The organism is Winogradskya humida, from assembly GCF_016862215.1.
Taxonomy (GTDB): Bacteria; Actinomycetota; Actinomycetes; order Mycobacteriales; family Micromonosporaceae; genus Actinoplanes; species Actinoplanes humidus.
In genome coordinates this window covers 37,648-53,478 of record NZ_BOMN01000092.1, presented here as the reverse complement: position 1 = coordinate 53,478, position 15,831 = coordinate 37,648, and the positions used below count along the sequence as shown (strand labels likewise).

The 15,831-nt window shown below is 70.5% G+C and carries 13 protein-coding genes; 8 read left to right on the top strand and 5 right to left on the bottom strand.

Annotated features, from left to right (window positions below; all coding sequences use genetic code 11):
• The first annotated feature begins 20 nt into the window (after positions 1-20).
• On the top strand, positions 21-2,255 hold the full coding sequence (locus Ahu01nite_RS32635) for a GH92 family glycosyl hydrolase (RefSeq protein WP_307794632.1): 2,235 nt from the start codon (positions 21-23) through the stop codon (positions 2,253-2,255).
• 7 nt (positions 2,256-2,262) lie between these two features.
• Complete coding sequence (locus Ahu01nite_RS32630) at positions 2,263-3,537, top strand: glycosyltransferase (RefSeq protein WP_203840544.1); 1,275 nt, start codon at positions 2,263-2,265, stop codon at positions 3,535-3,537.
• Between the two features lie 43 nt (positions 3,538-3,580).
• Here the strand turns inward: Ahu01nite_RS32630 and Ahu01nite_RS32625 are convergent, their stop codons facing one another.
• Positions 3,581-4,480: a LysR family transcriptional regulator gene (locus Ahu01nite_RS32625; protein ID WP_203840543.1), complete on the bottom strand. Its 900-nt coding sequence runs from the start codon at positions 4,478-4,480 to the stop codon at positions 3,581-3,583.
• Between the two features lie 142 nt (positions 4,481-4,622).
• Here Ahu01nite_RS32625 and Ahu01nite_RS32620 point away from each other — a divergent pair, with 142 nt between their 5' ends.
• Positions 4,623-5,489, top strand: coding sequence for an amidohydrolase family protein (locus tag Ahu01nite_RS32620; RefSeq protein ID WP_203840542.1), 867 nt, complete (start codon positions 4,623-4,625; stop codon positions 5,487-5,489).
• Positions 5,490-5,545: 56 nt separating this feature from the next.
• Entirely contained in the window at positions 5,546-6,355 is an 810-nt protein-coding gene (locus Ahu01nite_RS32615) for an SDR family NAD(P)-dependent oxidoreductase (protein WP_203840541.1), read from the top strand.
• A gap of 9 nt (positions 6,356-6,364) precedes the next feature.
• Here the strand turns inward: Ahu01nite_RS32615 and Ahu01nite_RS32610 are convergent, their stop codons facing one another.
• Positions 6,365-8,227 carry an AfsR/SARP family transcriptional regulator gene (locus Ahu01nite_RS32610; protein WP_203840540.1) on the bottom strand — a complete coding sequence of 621 codons (1,863 nt, stop codon included), beginning with the start codon at positions 8,225-8,227 and terminating at the stop codon, positions 6,365-6,367.
• 294 nt (positions 8,228-8,521) lie between these two features.
• On the opposite strand from Ahu01nite_RS32610, the gene Ahu01nite_RS32605 reads away from it, so the two are divergent.
• Positions 8,522-9,970, top strand: coding sequence for a glycoside hydrolase family 16 protein (locus Ahu01nite_RS32605; protein WP_203840539.1), 1,449 nt, complete (start codon positions 8,522-8,524; stop codon positions 9,968-9,970).
• Here Ahu01nite_RS32605 and Ahu01nite_RS32600 read toward each other — a convergent pair.
• Positions 9,960-10,334, bottom strand: a complete 375-nt coding sequence (locus Ahu01nite_RS32600; RefSeq protein ID WP_203840538.1) for a helix-turn-helix transcriptional regulator — start codon at positions 10,332-10,334, stop codon at positions 9,960-9,962. The genes Ahu01nite_RS32605 and Ahu01nite_RS32600 overlap by 11 nt on opposite strands.
• 210 nt (positions 10,335-10,544) lie before the next feature.
• Here Ahu01nite_RS32600 and Ahu01nite_RS32595 point away from each other — a divergent pair, with 210 nt between their 5' ends.
• Positions 10,545-11,144, top strand: a complete 600-nt coding sequence (locus Ahu01nite_RS32595) for a DUF998 domain-containing protein (protein WP_203840537.1) — start codon at positions 10,545-10,547, stop codon at positions 11,142-11,144.
• An 11-nt stretch (positions 11,145-11,155) separates the two neighbouring features.
• Here Ahu01nite_RS32595 and Ahu01nite_RS32590 read toward each other — a convergent pair whose 3' ends face one another.
• Positions 11,156-11,812 carry a TetR/AcrR family transcriptional regulator gene (locus Ahu01nite_RS32590; protein ID WP_203840536.1) on the bottom strand — a complete coding sequence of 219 codons (657 nt, stop codon included), beginning with the start codon at positions 11,810-11,812 and terminating at the stop codon, positions 11,156-11,158.
• Positions 11,813-11,913: 101 nt separating this feature from the next.
• Here Ahu01nite_RS32590 and Ahu01nite_RS32585 point away from each other — a divergent pair, with 101 nt between their 5' ends.
• Positions 11,914-13,401 (top strand): MFS transporter, encoded by a 1,488-nt coding sequence (locus tag Ahu01nite_RS32585; RefSeq protein ID WP_203840535.1) that lies wholly within the window; start codon positions 11,914-11,916, stop codon positions 13,399-13,401.
• Between the two features lie 34 nt (positions 13,402-13,435).
• On the opposite strand, the gene Ahu01nite_RS32580 is transcribed toward Ahu01nite_RS32585, so the two are convergent.
• Complete coding sequence (locus Ahu01nite_RS32580; protein ID WP_239159316.1) at positions 13,436-14,773, bottom strand: serine hydrolase domain-containing protein; 1,338 nt, start codon at positions 14,771-14,773, stop codon at positions 13,436-13,438.
• 141 nt (positions 14,774-14,914) lie between these two features.
• On the opposite strand from Ahu01nite_RS32580, the gene Ahu01nite_RS32575 reads away from it, so the two are divergent.
• Positions 14,915-15,805: a hypothetical protein gene (locus Ahu01nite_RS32575; RefSeq protein ID WP_203840534.1), complete on the top strand. Its 891-nt coding sequence runs from the start codon at positions 14,915-14,917 to the stop codon at positions 15,803-15,805.
• The last annotated feature ends 26 nt before the right edge of the window (positions 15,806-15,831 follow it).

Sequence of the window (15,831 nt, the reverse complement as noted above, 5' to 3'; positions counted from 1 at the left end):
GCGGGGCCGGATCTGGGTAGATTGTTGAGATCTTTGAACACATAGATCCCTTCATCGGCACCGCGGCGACCGAGTTGCCGCGGTCGCACGGCCTCGCCGCCAGCTGGTGGTGGCCGAAACCTCAGGTCGGCAACACCCACCCGGGCGCCACCTCGCCGCTGGGCATGGTCTCGGCCTGCGCCTACTCCGGTGCATACCCGACCGGTTACGGGCGTTACAAGAAAGGCACCGAGGGCCTGCCGGAGGAGATGTTCGACCGGCTCCAGGCCTCGGGCTTCACGCACTTCCAGCAGTCCGGCACCGGCGCGATCCGCAAGTATTACAACTATGTCCGCGTGACGCCGATGGTGCAGCCGCTCGACGAGCTCGGCCAGTCCTGGCCGCTGCACGACGAGATCGCCAGCCCCGGCTACTACGCGGCGACGCTCGACACCGGCGTGCGCAGCGAGATCACCGTCGGCGAGAAGGTCGCGGTGCACCGCTACACGTTCCCCGAGCAGCGCAGCGCCCGCGTCGTCATCGACCTGTCCATCGGCGGGCTGTCCATCGACCTCGGCCGCACGGTCCCGCTGCGGGCCCAGGTCGAGAGCATGGGGTACGGCTGCGCGCAGGGCACCGTCGTCATGGAGGGCGTCCCGCTCTCCGTCTACATCGAGGTCGACAGCCCCGGCTGGCGCCAGATGCTCTGGTACGACAGACGCCTCGTCGACGGCGGCACCCGACTCGACTTCGACAGCATCCGGCACACCACGCTGCGCCCGTTCGGCCTCATCTTCATGGGCCCCGCCACCGCGGGCCAGACCATCGAGGTGCGCCTCGGCTTCTCCCTGCGCGGCCACGAGCAGGCCCGTAAGAACCTCGAGCGCGAATGCGGCCAGACCCGTCCGGCCTTCGACACCGTGCACGCCGACACCCGCGACCGCTGGCGGGACACCGTCGGCAAGGTCCAGGTCGAGGGTGGCACCACGGCACGCCGCACGGTCATGTCGACCGCGCTCTACCACTCCCTGATCAAGCCGTGCGTCGCCGATGACGAGAGCCCGTTCTGGCCCACCTCCGGGCCCTACGCGTTCGACATCTGCACGATGTGGGACATCTACAAGACCCAGCTGCCGCTGATCGCCGCCATCGCCCCGGAACGCCACACCGCGATCCTCGAATCGCTCATCCGGGTCTGCGAGGAGGAGGGCAACTTCCCGATCGGCTACCGGATGGCGCGCGGTGCGGACCGATTCTTCCGGCAGGCGAGCGCACTCGCGCACACCGCACTGTCCGACGCGTACGCATTGCGCCCGCAGAGCATCGACTGGAGCTGGGCGCTCGTCCACATGGTCGACGATCTGCGCCGGATGTACGGCGAGGACTTCTTCGAGCACGGCGTCGTGCACCCGATCACGCACACGCTCGACCTCGCGTACGCCCATCACTGCACCGCGCAGGTCGCCCGCGCCCTCAACGACCACCGTCTCGCCGACGACCTCGCCGACCTGAGCCGCGGCTGGATCAACGCGTTCGACCCCGCCACCGGTCTGCTGCTCGACTCGTCGTTCTACGAGGGCGGCAAATGGAACTACTCGTTCCGGCTCGTGCACGACATGGCCGCCCGCATCGCCCTCGCCGGCGGCGACAAGACGTTCATCGACATGCTCGACCAGTTCTTCGGCTACGGCGCAGCCCCCGTCACGCAGCCCGGGGTGCGCCCGCTGCCGGCCGAGATGCGCCGCGGCTTCGCCCTGAACAGGTTCGAGGGCCTCAACAACGAGCCCGACATGGAAGCGCCCTGGTCCTATCACTACGCCGGGCGCCCCGACCGTACGGCCGAGGTGGTCAACGCCGCGCTCACGTGGCAGTTCGGCACCGGGCGCGGTGGCCTGCCCGGCAACGACGACTCCGGCGGCCTCTCCTCCTGGTACGTCTGGGCGTCACTCGGCCTTTTCCCGGTCGCCGGCCAGAACCTGTTCCTGATCAACGCCCCCGCGTTCGAACGCGGTGCGCTCACGATCGGTGACCAAGAGTTCGTGGTGGAGACTAGCGGTCACCGGGAGACTCCGATCGGTGCTGACGGCATCGACCGCACCCCACCGACACAATATGTTCAGTCGGCGACCCTTAACGGGAAAGCCTTGCATGGTGCACACTTGAGCGCCGCCGACGTGCACAAGGGCGGACGGTTGCACCTGAAACTGGGTCCGGAACCGTCGGCTTGGGCGCAAGGCGTGCGACCCCCCTCAGTGTCGGATCTGCACGCACCCTAGGAACCTCATGAAACACCCCCCTCGTCGCCTGATCATCGCCGTACGCGCCGACCCGGTCATCTGCGGTCACTCCGGTGAGGCCCGCAACCTGGCCGAGGTCGCGCTCACCCGCGGCTTCGACGACGTCCGGATCCTCACCTGGCCGATCGCCGCCCTCGAAGCGGCCGGTCTGCCGTTGAAGCCGCTCGACCGGTTACTGCCCTACAGCCCGGGCATCACCGTCGAACGCCCCGAGCCGGTCGGCGACTACCGGGTCCCCGACGGGCGCTACCAGGCCGGCCTCACGGGCCGCCTGGTCGAGCTGCTCGCCGAGCCGGTGCCCACGGTCTGCCTGTCGATGTATCTCGTGCCGCACACCGCGATCATGGTCGACGCCGTCATCTCGGCCCGCGCCGCCGGCTTCGACCCCGACGTGCACACGATCGCCAAGGCAGTCGGCTCCGACGTCACCAACGTCATCAAGTCCTGCCTGCGCGACGGCAGCTTCGGCGCCGCGATCGCCCTGTTCACCACGTTCCTCGCGAACGACGAGCTCACGGCCGTCTCGGAATACACCCGCGACGAGATCATCGCCTCGGCCGAAGAGGTCGACGAGAAGTGCGGCACCCACTTCGCCGAGCAGTGCCGCCGCCGCGTCACGGTCAGCTACCCCCCGATCGACACCAGCGCCTACCTCGACCTCGACGAGAACGCCGTCGACGCCGCCCTCGCCGCCCGCGGCCTCGAACGCGACGGCTACGTCCTGTTCCTGTCCCGCGTCGCACGGGCAAAGGGCATCTACGACCTGGTCACCGCGTACGGCCAGATGCGCTGCCGCTCCGACGTCAAACTCGTCGTCGCCGGCACCGGCCCCGCCCTCGAACACGTCCAGGCCATGGCCCTCGAGGACGAGCAGGTCATCTTCCTCAGCGACGTCGACGACACCGAGAAGGCCCTGCTCATGCGCGGCTGCGCGGCCTACGTCCTGCCGACCAAACCCGAACCCGAGTTCGTGGAGACCTTCGGCATCGCCCTCTCCGAGAAAATGCTCGCCGGCGGCGGCCCCATCATCACCACCCTCACCGGCGGCACCGGCGAAGCAGTAGGCGACACCGCCATCATCGTCGAACCGGGCGACGTCGTGGCCCTGGCCGCCGCGGTCGACGCGGCAGTCCTCGAAATGCCGGCCGAGGAACGCAAGGAACGAGAGACCCGGGCCCGCGACTACGCCCTGGCCTTCGACCGGGGCCGAGTCTTCGACGACCTCTTCTCCCGCATCCCCCTCACCCCCGACCCCGCCTGACGGTCCCAGCCCGGCGGAGGGTACGCCTTCCGCCGGGCTCGGCTCACCGATGCTGGTCGTCGCCCGCGTAATGATCCGTGGTGATCTCGCAGAATGCCTCGACCAGGGCGCTGTGCTCGCCGGCGCGGGTAGCGAGCACGATGCTTGCTGGTTCGACGCCTTCCAGCGGGACGGCGGTGACTCCTGGGCGGAGGCGGCCGAGGTGTTCCCCGCCCGGGACGATCGCGAGGGCGTGGCCCGCTGCGACGAACTCGGTCTTGTCCTCGACGTGGTCTGCCAGGGGGCCGGTGGGCACGGGGCTTCCGTCCGGGCGGGGGTCGATGCGCCAGAACGCGTCCCATTCCGGGTCGGAGGTGCGGGGGAGAGCGACGCCCGCGATGTCGGCAAGCGTGACGGACCACCGGCCGGCCAGATGATGGTCATCGGGGACCAGCAGGACCCGCGGTTCCCGGTAGAGGGTGGTGACGTTCAGTCCACCGGTACGCAGGGGCATCCGCGCAAGCACCGCATCCACTCGCCGTTCGAGCAGGGCAGGGCGGGGCTGGTTCCAGGCCAGGTGTAAGGTCTTGATCTCCGCGCCGGGGTGGCGCCGGCGTAGCTCGCCGGCCGCCGGGGTGACGATGATGTTCGTCGTGTAGCCGATGGTGATCCGGCCAGGGCGGGCGGCGGCGCGGGTGCCGATCACCGCCTGCGCGGCCGCGTCCAGCAGCGCCTCGGCGTGAGAGAGCAGGACCTCGCCGGCAGCGGTGAGGTCGGTGCCGCGCGCGCCACGGTCGAACAGGCTGACACCCATCTGCTGCTCGAGGCGGCGGATCTGCCGGCTCAACGCGGACTGGGTGGTGTGCAGGACCAGCGCGGCCCGGCCGAAGTGGCGGTGCTCAGCGACGACGGTGAAACTGCGCACCAGCCGCAGGTCGAGCTCCTCCGGCAGCGGCTCAGACATGCCGGAACCCTATCCCGGCCCGCCCGGAGGCCCGGCCCGCCCGGAGGCCCGGCCCGCCCTGAAGTGGGGTGATGCGGGAAGCGCAACGGCACGTGCCGAACTTTCATTGGCCACGGCGGGGGTTGGCGCCCAGCATGAGGGCGTGGACATCATCGACGCGCATCTGCATCTGCCGGCCCCGTGGACACCGTGGGAGCACGGCGAGGAATCGTTTCTGGATCTGCAGGCCGAGTTGCTGCTGGCCCAGATGGACGCGGCCGGGGTGGACGCGGCCGTTCTGATCAGCGGTCCGTTGTTCGCGCCGGCCGGGTGGTGCAGGGCGGTTGTCGCCCGTTATCCGCAGCGGCTGGCGGTGGTGCTGCCGCTCGACGAGACCGCGCCCGACATCGCCGAGCAGGTCCAGGCTGTCCGGGACACCCCCGGCGTTCCCGGGATCCGGATCACGACGGCCTTCCCTCCGGAGAATGCCGGGCGGCTGCGGGCCGGGGCGTACGACGCGCTGTTCGACGCCGCTGACAAGTACGGCGTACCCGTCGGGGTGCTGGGTGCTGGAACCCTGCCCGACCTGGCGGCCGTCGCACGGGCCCGTCCCGGTCTTGCGCTGGTCGTGGATCATCTCGGGCTCGATCAGCCGCCCTACCTGCCGGTCAGCGACTCACCGTGGCGTGGTCTCGATCAGTTGGTGGCGCTCGCCGAGTTCCCGAACGTCACCGTGAAGCTGTCGGGTGCGCCGACGCTGTCGGCCGAGCCGTATCCGTACCCGGATGTCTGGCCGCATCTGCGCAGGGTGCTGGATGCGTTCGGCGCCGACCGCTGCATGTGGGCGACGGATCAACACCGGGTCTCCGGGCGGCTGCTCGGCTTCGACCCACTGCCGAGACACCCCGCCTATCACTCGTACGCCCAGGGCCTGCACTACCTGCTCGACCGCACCGACCTGTCCACGGCGGAGAAGGTGGCCCTGTTCGGCGGCACCACCCGGCGGATCCTGGGCTGGCCGACGGAATAATTCGAGTCTCGAAGCTTGTGCTAGCGTACTTCGAGACTCGAAGTATTGGGGGAACGGTGGACGACTACCGCGCACGGACCGCACTGGTCACCGGGGCGTCGAAGGGCATCGGCCTGGCGTACGCGAACGAGCTGGCCCGCCGTGGCGCCGACGTCATCCTCGTGGCCCGGTCCCAACCCGACCTGGAAGCGGCCGCCGGCGAGATCCGGGCGCAGCACGGTGTCACCGTCACACCGATCGCCGCCGATCTCGCAGCATCGGACGGCCCGCACCGGCTCCTGAGCGAGCTGGACAAACGCGGGCTCCGGGTCGACCTGCTGATCAACAACGCCGGCATCGGGGCGGTCGGGCCGTTCCTCGGCACCGCACTCGACCGGCACCACCGCTCGATCGATCTCAACATCACCGGGCTGCTCACCCTCACCTACGAGACGAGCCGGCAGATGGTGGACCGCGGGGACGGCGGCATCATCAACGTCGCCTCCACCGCGGCGTTCCAGCCCATGCCGTACCAGGCGAGTTACGCCGCCACGAAAGCCTTTGTCCTGTCGTTCACCGAAGCCCTGGCCGAGGAGCTGCGCGGCACCGGGGTGCACGTGATGGCCGCCCACCCGGGCGCCACCGACACCGGGTTCTTCGACGGCACCACTGCCGAGATGGTCGCGGGCCGCACCGACACCACAGCCTCGGTGGCTGCCCGGACCCTCGACGACTACACCCGGCGGCGGGCCGCGTCGTACCCGGGCCGGTTCAGCAACCGGGCACAGACGTGGGCGTCGCGCTTCGTTCCGCGTACGACGGTGGTCAAGGGTGTTGCCGCACTCAACCGCAGGATCGGCCTGGCGGCCGCGCACGATCTGAGCTGATCGCGGGTCCTATCCTCCGCGGGGGACGAGGTGGCCGAAGTCGTGGATGGCCTCGGTGGCGAGGGCCATGGTCTCCGGTGAGGCGCGCAGGACGTCGTCGTCGCGGAAGCTGAAGGCGAAGAGGCCGTGTGCGGTCAGGCGGGACAGCGCCCCGGGGGTGAAGGTCTCCCGCAGATCCTTCTGGTAGACGGGGACGGGGTCCTCGTGCGGGCCGAAGTACGCGACCATCACCGGGCCGTAGACCCCGAGGACGTCCACCATCTGCCGGATGTCCTCGGCGTTGCCGTGCTCCTCGAAGGCGTTGAAGCTTTGGAAGTCCGAGGCGCTCATGGCCTCGGCGAAGTACTGGAACATCGACAGGCCGGCGCCGTTCTCCGGTTCGTCGTGCGAGGCCGTCCAGCCGTCCCAGTTCAGCGCGACCCGGGCGTTGGGCGCCTCGGTGTGGAAGAGTTTCAGCAGCTCGGAATAGCGTTCCTTGAGCGCCATGTAGTAGCTGGTGGTGGCCGGGTCGGCGAGATATCCGTTGTTCGCGCAGGTCAGCTTTTCCAGGCCGTGGAACATCGAGATGTAGAGCGGCGGTCCGTCCGCCCTGCCGGCGAAGGCCCGGGCGAGCCGGCGCATGTCGACGAGAAAATCCGGTGACAGTGGGTACGCCTGACCGCACGCCCGGCCGAACCGGGTGTCGAGCGACTCGGGGTCGTCCCAGGTGGCCACGACCAGATGGTGGGCCCGCCCCGAGCGGTAGATCTGCGGGATGAGGTCCGCGCGCCAGCCCTCGAACTGGCTGAGCTGCTTGGGGCCGTGGTACCAGGTGGTGACCATGCCGATGCCGGCGGACATCAGTGGCGACCTGGTCGCGGGCACCGCGTCCGCGCCGAGTCCGAACAGGATCCTCGGTTGCGCCGCCGCGACGGGCGCCGCGTTCAGCGGTGCCAGCGCCCGGCTCGAGTCCGGGACCCCGGCGGAGCCCGCGACGGAGAACAGCACCACGGCGAGGACCGCGACGAGAAGACCACGGGACCTGGCCATGGTGGGGGTGGCGGGAACCTGCGCGGGGACGCGGACGGGGCCGGGCGCCGGGGCTGGGGCCGGGGCGTCGGCCGTCTCTGACAGCAGCGTCCGGTAGATCTCCTGCAACCGGCTGCCGGGCTCCGCACCGAACTGCTCCAGAAGCACCGACCGGGCCTGCTCGTAGCTGGCCAGCGCGTCGACCTGCCATCCCGCCTCCCGCTGCGCCAGCAACAGCCGTTCCCAGCCTGGCTCCCGCAACGGATCCTCGACCAGCGCCGCGCGCAGCACCACGATCGCCTCGGTGACGTCGCCGCTGTCCAGCAACGCGTCCGCCAGGCAGTAACGGGCCGTCAGCCGGACCTCGGCAAGGTGCCGGGCGGCGACCACGTCGATGCTGTCCTCGTCGGGGGCACCCCGCCACAACGCGAGCGCACGCCGCTGGATCGCGACGGCCTCCTCGGGCCGCTTCTGCACCCGCGCCTCGGTACCCTGCTCGACCAGCGACTCGAACAGATCGATGTCCAGCTCACCCGGGTGCACCACCAGCCGGTACGCGCCCCGGCGCCCGGCCAGTCGCTCCCCGGTGGCGTCCGGCGGCAGGTCCTTGCGCAGCTGATGCACGTACGTCTTGACGCTGCCCCCGATGGAGCTCGGGTACGCCGCGCGATCCCACAGCGCCGCCGCCAGATCGTCGACCGTCACCCAGGCGTTGCGATGCCTCAGCAGCACGGCCAGCAGGTCCCGGCGCTTCCCGGGCGCGATCGTCAGGGGCTCTCCCCGCGGGCCGGTGACGCTCAACGGGCCCAGCGCGGCGAAGACGGGCGCGCGAGCTGGCTCTGCGGCGAAGGCGGGCTCGGGCACATCCGCTCCTTACGACGACGGTGGGCTACGGCGGTGGGCTACGGCGGTGGGCTACGGCGGTGGGCTATGGCGGTGGGCTACGGCGGTGGCATCGATGGTGACGGATTCAGCGTAGGGCAACCCGGCCCGGCGTACGGATGCCGAAATTCGCGGTGACCAGGCACTTGACCCGGACGTGACCGGTGTCTGACCGGGTCACGCCGCGGTCGCACTACCCGTTCAGGGGTCAGGCGCCGATCGACGGACGACACGAGGCTTGCTCATAGCGAGAAACAAACCTCGACAGGGGGAGCGATGCATCCATCATCGACGGTCTGGAGCCGCCCGGTCGCCACCGCGGCGTGCGGTCTGCTTGCCCTCACCACGATCGGCGCCGGGATGGCCGCCGAAGCAAAAAATAATGCGGACACGCGTACGGGCACAGTGGTCAGCGCCTGCACCAACCCGCTGCTCGACCGTGACACCACGGGCTGGGGAGCGCACAACGCCGGCGCCGCCGGTGCGCGGACCGCGGTCGCCGCCCACGTGGTCGCCGACTACGCCTACGTGCAGCCCGCGGCCAACGGCGCCAACCCCGAGATGTACCTGCCGCAGAAGACCGTCACCGCCGGGGAACAGTGGCGCTTCGCGATGGACACCTGGGCGTCCGGGCCCGCGAGCACCGCAACCGTACGCATGCAGGCCGACTGGTACGACGCCGCCGGCACCTACCTCGGGCACTCCATCGGCGCGGACGTGCCGGTGCCGGTGAGCGCGGCCGAGCAGTGGACCCGGATCGCCGCCGACTTCACCGCCCCGGCCGGCGCCACCCGAGCCAACGTGACCGCCCGCCTCGCCGCCCCCGCCGGCATGACCTGGGCCGCGACCGCCTGCGACTACCGCCCACCGACCGGCCCCGACCCCACCCAGCCGACCAGCCCGCCGACCAGCCCGCCGACCAGCCCGCCGACCAGCCAGCCGACCAGCCAGCCGACCAGCCCGCCCTCCAGCGCGCCGCCGTCGCCGACCAGCCCGCCGCCGACCACGCCGCCGCCGGCCACCGACACCGCCGCGGCCCGGTTCCAGTGGGGGGCGCCGCTGCCGGGCTCCGACGAGTTCAACTACGGCAGCACGAGCGCCCCGGCCGCACCCGACGCCGCGAAGTGGTCCCGGGCCGCGGAATGCTGGCCCGGCCACGACGGCAACGGGCGCCGCTGCGAATCGAACAGCCGGGTGCTCGGCGGCATCCTGCGCATGACCGGCGAGTCCGGCGGGGACAGCGGCTGGCTGGCCAGCGAGACCGGGCAGCGGTACGGCCGCTGGGAGATCCGCGCCCGCTCGCAGGCGACCGGCGCGAACAACGGCCACCAGTACCACCCGGTACTGATCACCTGGCCGGACTCCGACGAGTGGCCGGAGGGCGCGGAGTACGACTACCTCGAGAACAGCGCCCCCGGCGAGCGGTGCGCCGGTGCGTTCCTGCACTTCCCGAACCATCAGCCCCGCACCCAGGAGCACGCGGAGAAGTGCGGCGTCGACCTCGGCCAGTGGCACAATTTCGGGTTCGAGTGGACCCCGCAGCACGTCAAGGGCTACCTCGACGGCGTCGAGTGGTTCAGCTTCGGCGCCGACTGCGTGCAGTGCGCACCCGGGCCGATGCACCAGACCATCCAGCTCGACAACTTCTACGGCACGTCGATGCAGCCGGCTGTCTTCGAGGCCGACTGGGCCCGGGTGTACGCGATCCCGGGCGTCAGCCGTTGACGCGCGTGCCCGGACCGCCGGGAAGGACGCCCGTACCCCCGAGTTCGATCAGACCGTCCTCGACGGCACGGGCGAGCAGGTCGGCCTTGGTGGGCAGGAGACAGCCCGTCTCGGCGTACTTGGCCCGGATCCGTTTGATGTACATGTCCACGGTGTGCGGTGACACCCCCATCCGCCGGGCCACCGACGCCTTGGTCATCGACCGCAGCCACCACACGAGCGCGGTGAGCTCCCGGTCGGACAACCGGGGCACCGGCCGCCTGGCCTGCGGACCCATCTCCCGGGCCGACGCCACGACCGCCTCGACGACCTGCGGCGGCTGCACCCGGAGCCACTCCAGCACCGTACCGACCGACATCTCCATGCCCCGATGTTCACCGCGGCGGTCACCGCCCGGTGAAACCCCACTTCAGGAAACTGGCGGATCGTGAAGGGCCAGGCCAGCGGCCACTCCCTGAGGGGCGGCACCATCGCCTCCTGAGGGCCGTCCGGGACCGGGCGCCGGCACCTCGGGGGAGCCGGCGCCCTCACCCGTTGCCGTGCCGGAAGCCGCCGGGCGAGCGAAGCTGGTCCGATGGGATCTCGCAGACTGCCGGGCCGCACGATCGGAGCGACCCTGATCGGTACGGCGTTCGTGCTGGTCCTCGTCCTGCACGCGAGCATGCGAGCGGTCAATCCGGTGCGCGACATGATCAGTGACTACGCGCGGCAACCGCACGGCTGGCTGTTCGGCCTCGCGGTCCTGCTCGTCGCGACAGGCTCGGTCCTGACTCTTCCGTGGCGGCGCTCCGCGCGAGCGGACGTGTTCTTCGCCGGCTGGTGCGCGGGCCTGGTGGTCCTGGCCGTCTGCCGTCGCGACGTGCCCGGCGGCCTGCCGACCGTCATCGGTCAGATCCACCTCGTGGCGGCCCTGGTCGCCCTGATCAGCCTCCCGTTCGGCGTTCTGGCGGCACCGCGGCGGCACACCCTGCGGTTCGCAGCCGTCGCCTGCCTGGTGATGCTGGCACCGCTGTTCGCGTCGTTCATCCTCGGCCCGCCGCTGCGCGACGTCCTGGGCCTGCTCGAACGTGTCCTGCTGGTCGCGGAGCTCGCGATGGTGGTCGCGTCCGGCTCACCTCGTGCCGCGCGTCGCGACGTGGCCGTAACGAACCCGGGGCTGAGCCGGCAGAGCTGACCCCGGCCGGATCAGGCCGGTGTGCGGGCCGGAAGCCGGCCGTAGAGCAGTCGGAGCTGGGCGGCGACCAGGTCCTCGATGAGCTGGCCGGGATCCGTGACCGGGGAGCTGTCGTCCTGGGAGGCGAAGGCGTCGCAGAGCAGCACGGTCCGCAGCTGGATCATCGCGGTGGCGAGCGCGGCCGACGACGGTGGTCCGGCGGGGGCGAGCCCGGCGGCGCGTTCGCGTTCGATCCGTTCGGTGTTGAGCCGGGTCAGGCGTTCCTGGTAGCGCTTGCGGTATGCGAGGACCTCGGCCGGGACGTCCGTGGCGAAGTGGATCAGGCGCAGCAGCGGGCCGCGGGCCTTCCAGAGGTCGACGATGTAGCCCATGTTCTGCCGCAGCGACGCCTCGGTGTCGCCGATGCCACTGCCCCTGTACCAGTCGGCCTGCGCGGCGCTGACCTGTGTCTCGATCTCGTGCAGCAGCGCGGCGAGGACGGCGTCCTTGCTCTTGAAGTAGAAGTAGAACGTCGGCCGGGACAGGCCCGCACCGTGCGCCAGCTCGTCGATGCTGATCGAGGCGAGGGTCCGCTCGGCGATCAGGGCCTCGAAGGTGCGCAGGATGTCCGCTTCGCGGGCGTCTCCCTTGCGGGGACCGCGGCGGCGACCGGTGCTCGTGTCGGACATCACCCCAGGTTAGTCGGCTTGATCACCGCGCAGTCAACGTGGTGCTCGTAATAATCAACACGCTGTTGATTAATGACGTTGCCGAGGTCGCAGGAGTCCGCATGACCAGTTCCATGCCCGCTACGAAACGGACGGGGCTGCTCACGCTCGCTCTGGCCGTGGCGGTCGCCAACGTGTCGATCCTGCAGACCCTCGTGGTCCCGGTGCTGTCGATGATCGCCCAGCAGCTCGACACCAGCCTGTCGGCCGTGGGCTGGGCGCTGACCGCGAACCTGCTCGCCGCCGCGGTGCTCACCCCGCTGCTCGGCCGGCTCGGCGACGTCTACGGCAAGCGCCCCGTGATGATCGCGATCCTGGTCACCGTACTCATCGGGACCTTGATCGCCCTGACCACGACGTCGCTGCCACTGCTGATCGTGGCCCGGGTGCTGCAGGGCTCGTCCTACGGGTTGTTCCCGCTCGCGATGAGCGTGCTCCGTGAGCAGATGCCCCCGGCGCGCCTGACCATGAGCATGGCGGTCGTCAGCGCCACCCTCGGTGGTGGCGGCGTGATCGGCCTGCTCGGCACCGGCCTGCTCACCCGCGGCGGCGGCGACTACCACCGCCCGTTCTGGCTCGGCCTGGTCATCACCGTGCTCGCGCTGATCCTGTGCTGGTTCGCCCTGCCCCACCACGTCCGCGACAAGCAGGCCTCCACCTCCGTCGACTGGCTCGGCGCGGGCATCCTCGGCGTCGGCCTCGTCCTGCTGCTGCTCCCGATCTCGCAGGGCGCCGACTGGGGCTGGGGCTCGCCGCAGACCATCGGCTGCTTCATCGCCTCGGCCGTGGTCCTCGTCGGCTGGATCCTCGCCGAGCGCCGCATCAAGCAGCCCCTCGCCAAGCCGTCGCTGCTGGCCCGCCGCGCCGTGATGCTGCCCAACCTCGGCGGCCTGTTCGTCGGCTTCGGCATGTTCTGCGCGTTCCTGACGATCACCAACTTCGCCGAGACCCCCGACAAACTCGCCGGGTACGGCTTCGGCGCCTCGGTCCTCTCCGCCAGCGCGATCTACATGCTGCCCGGCGGCGTGCTCGGCGTCGTCCTCGCCCCGCTCATCGGCCGCTTCGTGCAGCGCGCCGGCGGCAACCAGGCCCTGCTCGTCGGCGCGGGCCTCGGCCTGGTCGGCTTCCTCGGCATGGTCGGCTGGCACGACGAGCCCTGGGAGTTCATCGTCTTCGGCACGTTCGCCCAGCTCGCCGTCTCGTTCGGCTTCGCCACCCTGCCCGCCCTGCTGGTCGCCGCCGTCGACCCGGCCGACACCGGCGTCGCCAACAGCGTCAACTCGATCGCCCGCTCGGTCGGCAGCGCCATCAGCAGCGCGCTGATCGTTGCCCTCCTCGAGAGCACCATCAACCCGCTCACCGGCTTCCCCAAGGAGGCCACCTACCGGATCATCATGATCCTCGGTGCCGCGGCCTTCGCGGCCATCGCGGTGATCGGCACCATCGGCATCATCACCGGCAACCGCGACCGCCGCCCCGACCCGAAGGCCGCGGAGGAGCAGGCCCAGGCCTACGCCGGCGAGTTCGCCGAGGTCTCCGGCGTCCGCTGACTCCCTCAGCCCGGCGCGGCTCGCCGCGCCGGGCTCAAGCGATGGCGATGGCGTTGTGCACGGCCACGCGGTGGGTGTCCGGGTCGGACCAGCTCCAGTTCGGGTGGGCCCGGTTGGTCAGGAAGACAACAACCATTTTCTTCGCGGGTACGACGAGCAGGCTCGTCCCCGTGAATCCGGTGTGACCGAAACTGGTGGCACTCGCGAGCCTGCCCATGAACCAGGTCTGATTCATCTCGACGCCGAGCCCATGATCGGCGGTACGCTTCGGGCGCTCCGCGTCGATGGCCTTCTTGCCTTTGTTGACGTTCGTCAGCGCTTTCCTGAGCACCTCGGCGGACAGCACGCGCTTGCCGTTGTAGGTGCCGCCGTTGAGCATGAGCTGCCCGATGACCGCGACATCCTTCGCGGTGGCGAAAACCCCCGCATGCCCGGCGACCCCACCGAGAACATTCGCGACATCATCATGCACGGTCCCCCGCAGCAGACCCCGTGAGGTACGCGCATCCGTGGCCACCAACCGCTGTTTGTCGCCGACCCATTCCAGCGGCAGAAACCCGGTGTCCTTCAGCCCCAGCGGCGTGACGAGGTTGTCCTTGAGCGCCCTGTCCAGGCTCTTCCCGGTGAGCTTCTCGACGAGCCGCCCCAGCACCATCAGCCCGACACTGGAATAACGGAACGTGTCCCCGGGCACGCCCCCCTTCACCAGAGCCGTGCTCATGACGGAATTCCACCGGGCGGCGTTGTCGCTCATCCCGGTGACCTTGGCGCCCACGGGCAGCGCCGACGTGTGCGCCAGCAACTGCGCGACGGTGATCGCCGCTTTGCCCGTACCCGCGAATTCCGGAAGGTATTGCTGGATCGGCGCCTGCAGATCGACCTTGCCCTTGTCGACGAGCTGCAGAACGAGCAGCGCGGTGTAGACCTTGGTGATCGAGGCCAGATCAAAAATGGAGTCGGTACGCATCGCGACGCGCTTGGCCGCCGCCAGTTCCACGGGACCCGCTTTATACCGGAGAGCGTTACCGACCGCGGTGTGCAGCGTCGTTCTACCGTCGACCACGACGAGTGCGACGGCTCCCGCGTACCCAGGATGCCTGGGATTGTCGGCAGTCGGTTTGAGGTATTTCGTCATCGCCGTCCGCACGCGCCCCGCATAGGCCGGCGCAATCGCCACATGCCCCGGGGGAGCGGCCGTCGTCGCCCCGGGCCGCACCGGCTTGACCGCCGCCGCCACCTCGGCCGGAGCCGCACCCGACGGGGCCGACGGCTCGGCCCACATCGGCGCTTTCTCGGACGAACCGCACCCGGCGAGGGTGGCCGCGACCGTGGTCAGGCCGGTGGTCAGCGCCGCACGGCGAGAAATCGACACTGCGGCATCGTGCCACAACGGCAGGCTCCGAGGCGGTCCCGGCAGCCTGCTCACCTCCGGAGAGCTGCTGCGGTGGGCGGATCCACGGTGGACCGCCAGCGGCCCGGCGGGCGGCGATCCGCATCGTGAGAGAATGGCCGGATGGGAAACGAACGCGTGAACGGCGACATCGATACGCGGGTCTCCCTCGCACAGGACCGCAAGACCGCCCCCTCGGTGCTCTACGAGCTGGCCTCCGACCCGTCCGCCCTGGTGCGGGCGGCCGTCGCGGCCCGCCCCGACGCCCCGGCCGAGGCGCTGCGCCCGCTGGCCCGCGACCGTGACCGCAATGTCCGGGAAAAGGTCGCGAGGAACCCCTCCGCCTCCCAGCACAACCTGCTGCGGCTGCTCGGCGACAACGACCGGTGGGTGCGCTGGGCCGTCGCGACCAACCCGGCCTGCGACAACCGCCTGCGCAACACCATGGTCAAGGCGGACGACAAGGAGCTGCGCGGCCTGCTCGCCGAGCGGCCCGAGCTGGAGTCCGACATCGCGGCCATCCTGGTCAAAGATGTCTCACCCGAGGTCCGCGAGCGCCTCGGCGCCCACACCCAGGATCCCACGATCATCGCGACCCTGCTGCAGGACAAGACCGTGCGGGTGCGCAAGGGTGTCGCCGTCAACCCACGGACCACCGCCGAGCAGCGGCACACCCTGGCCGGCGACTTCTCGCCCGACGTCCGCGCCGCGCTGGTCCGCGCGCTGGAGCTCGACGAGGCCGACCTGCAGACCCTGCTGACCGACCGCTCGGTCGAGGTGCGCCGCTCGCTGGCCACCTCCGACCGCACCCCGGCCCACATCCGCGAGGCGCTGACCAACGACCCCGACGAGAACGTGGCCGAGGACGCCCGCCGCTACGACCCGGCGGCCGCCCCGGCCCTGGCCCCGGCCCCCGCCCAGCCCCCGGCAACCACCCGCGCCCCGGAGTCCACCGCCCGGGTCGGCGGGCGTAAGCAGGCCGGCAAGCGCTTCCCGGGTAAAACCACCCGATAACTCCTTCTCGTCCCGCGCCGGGCCAC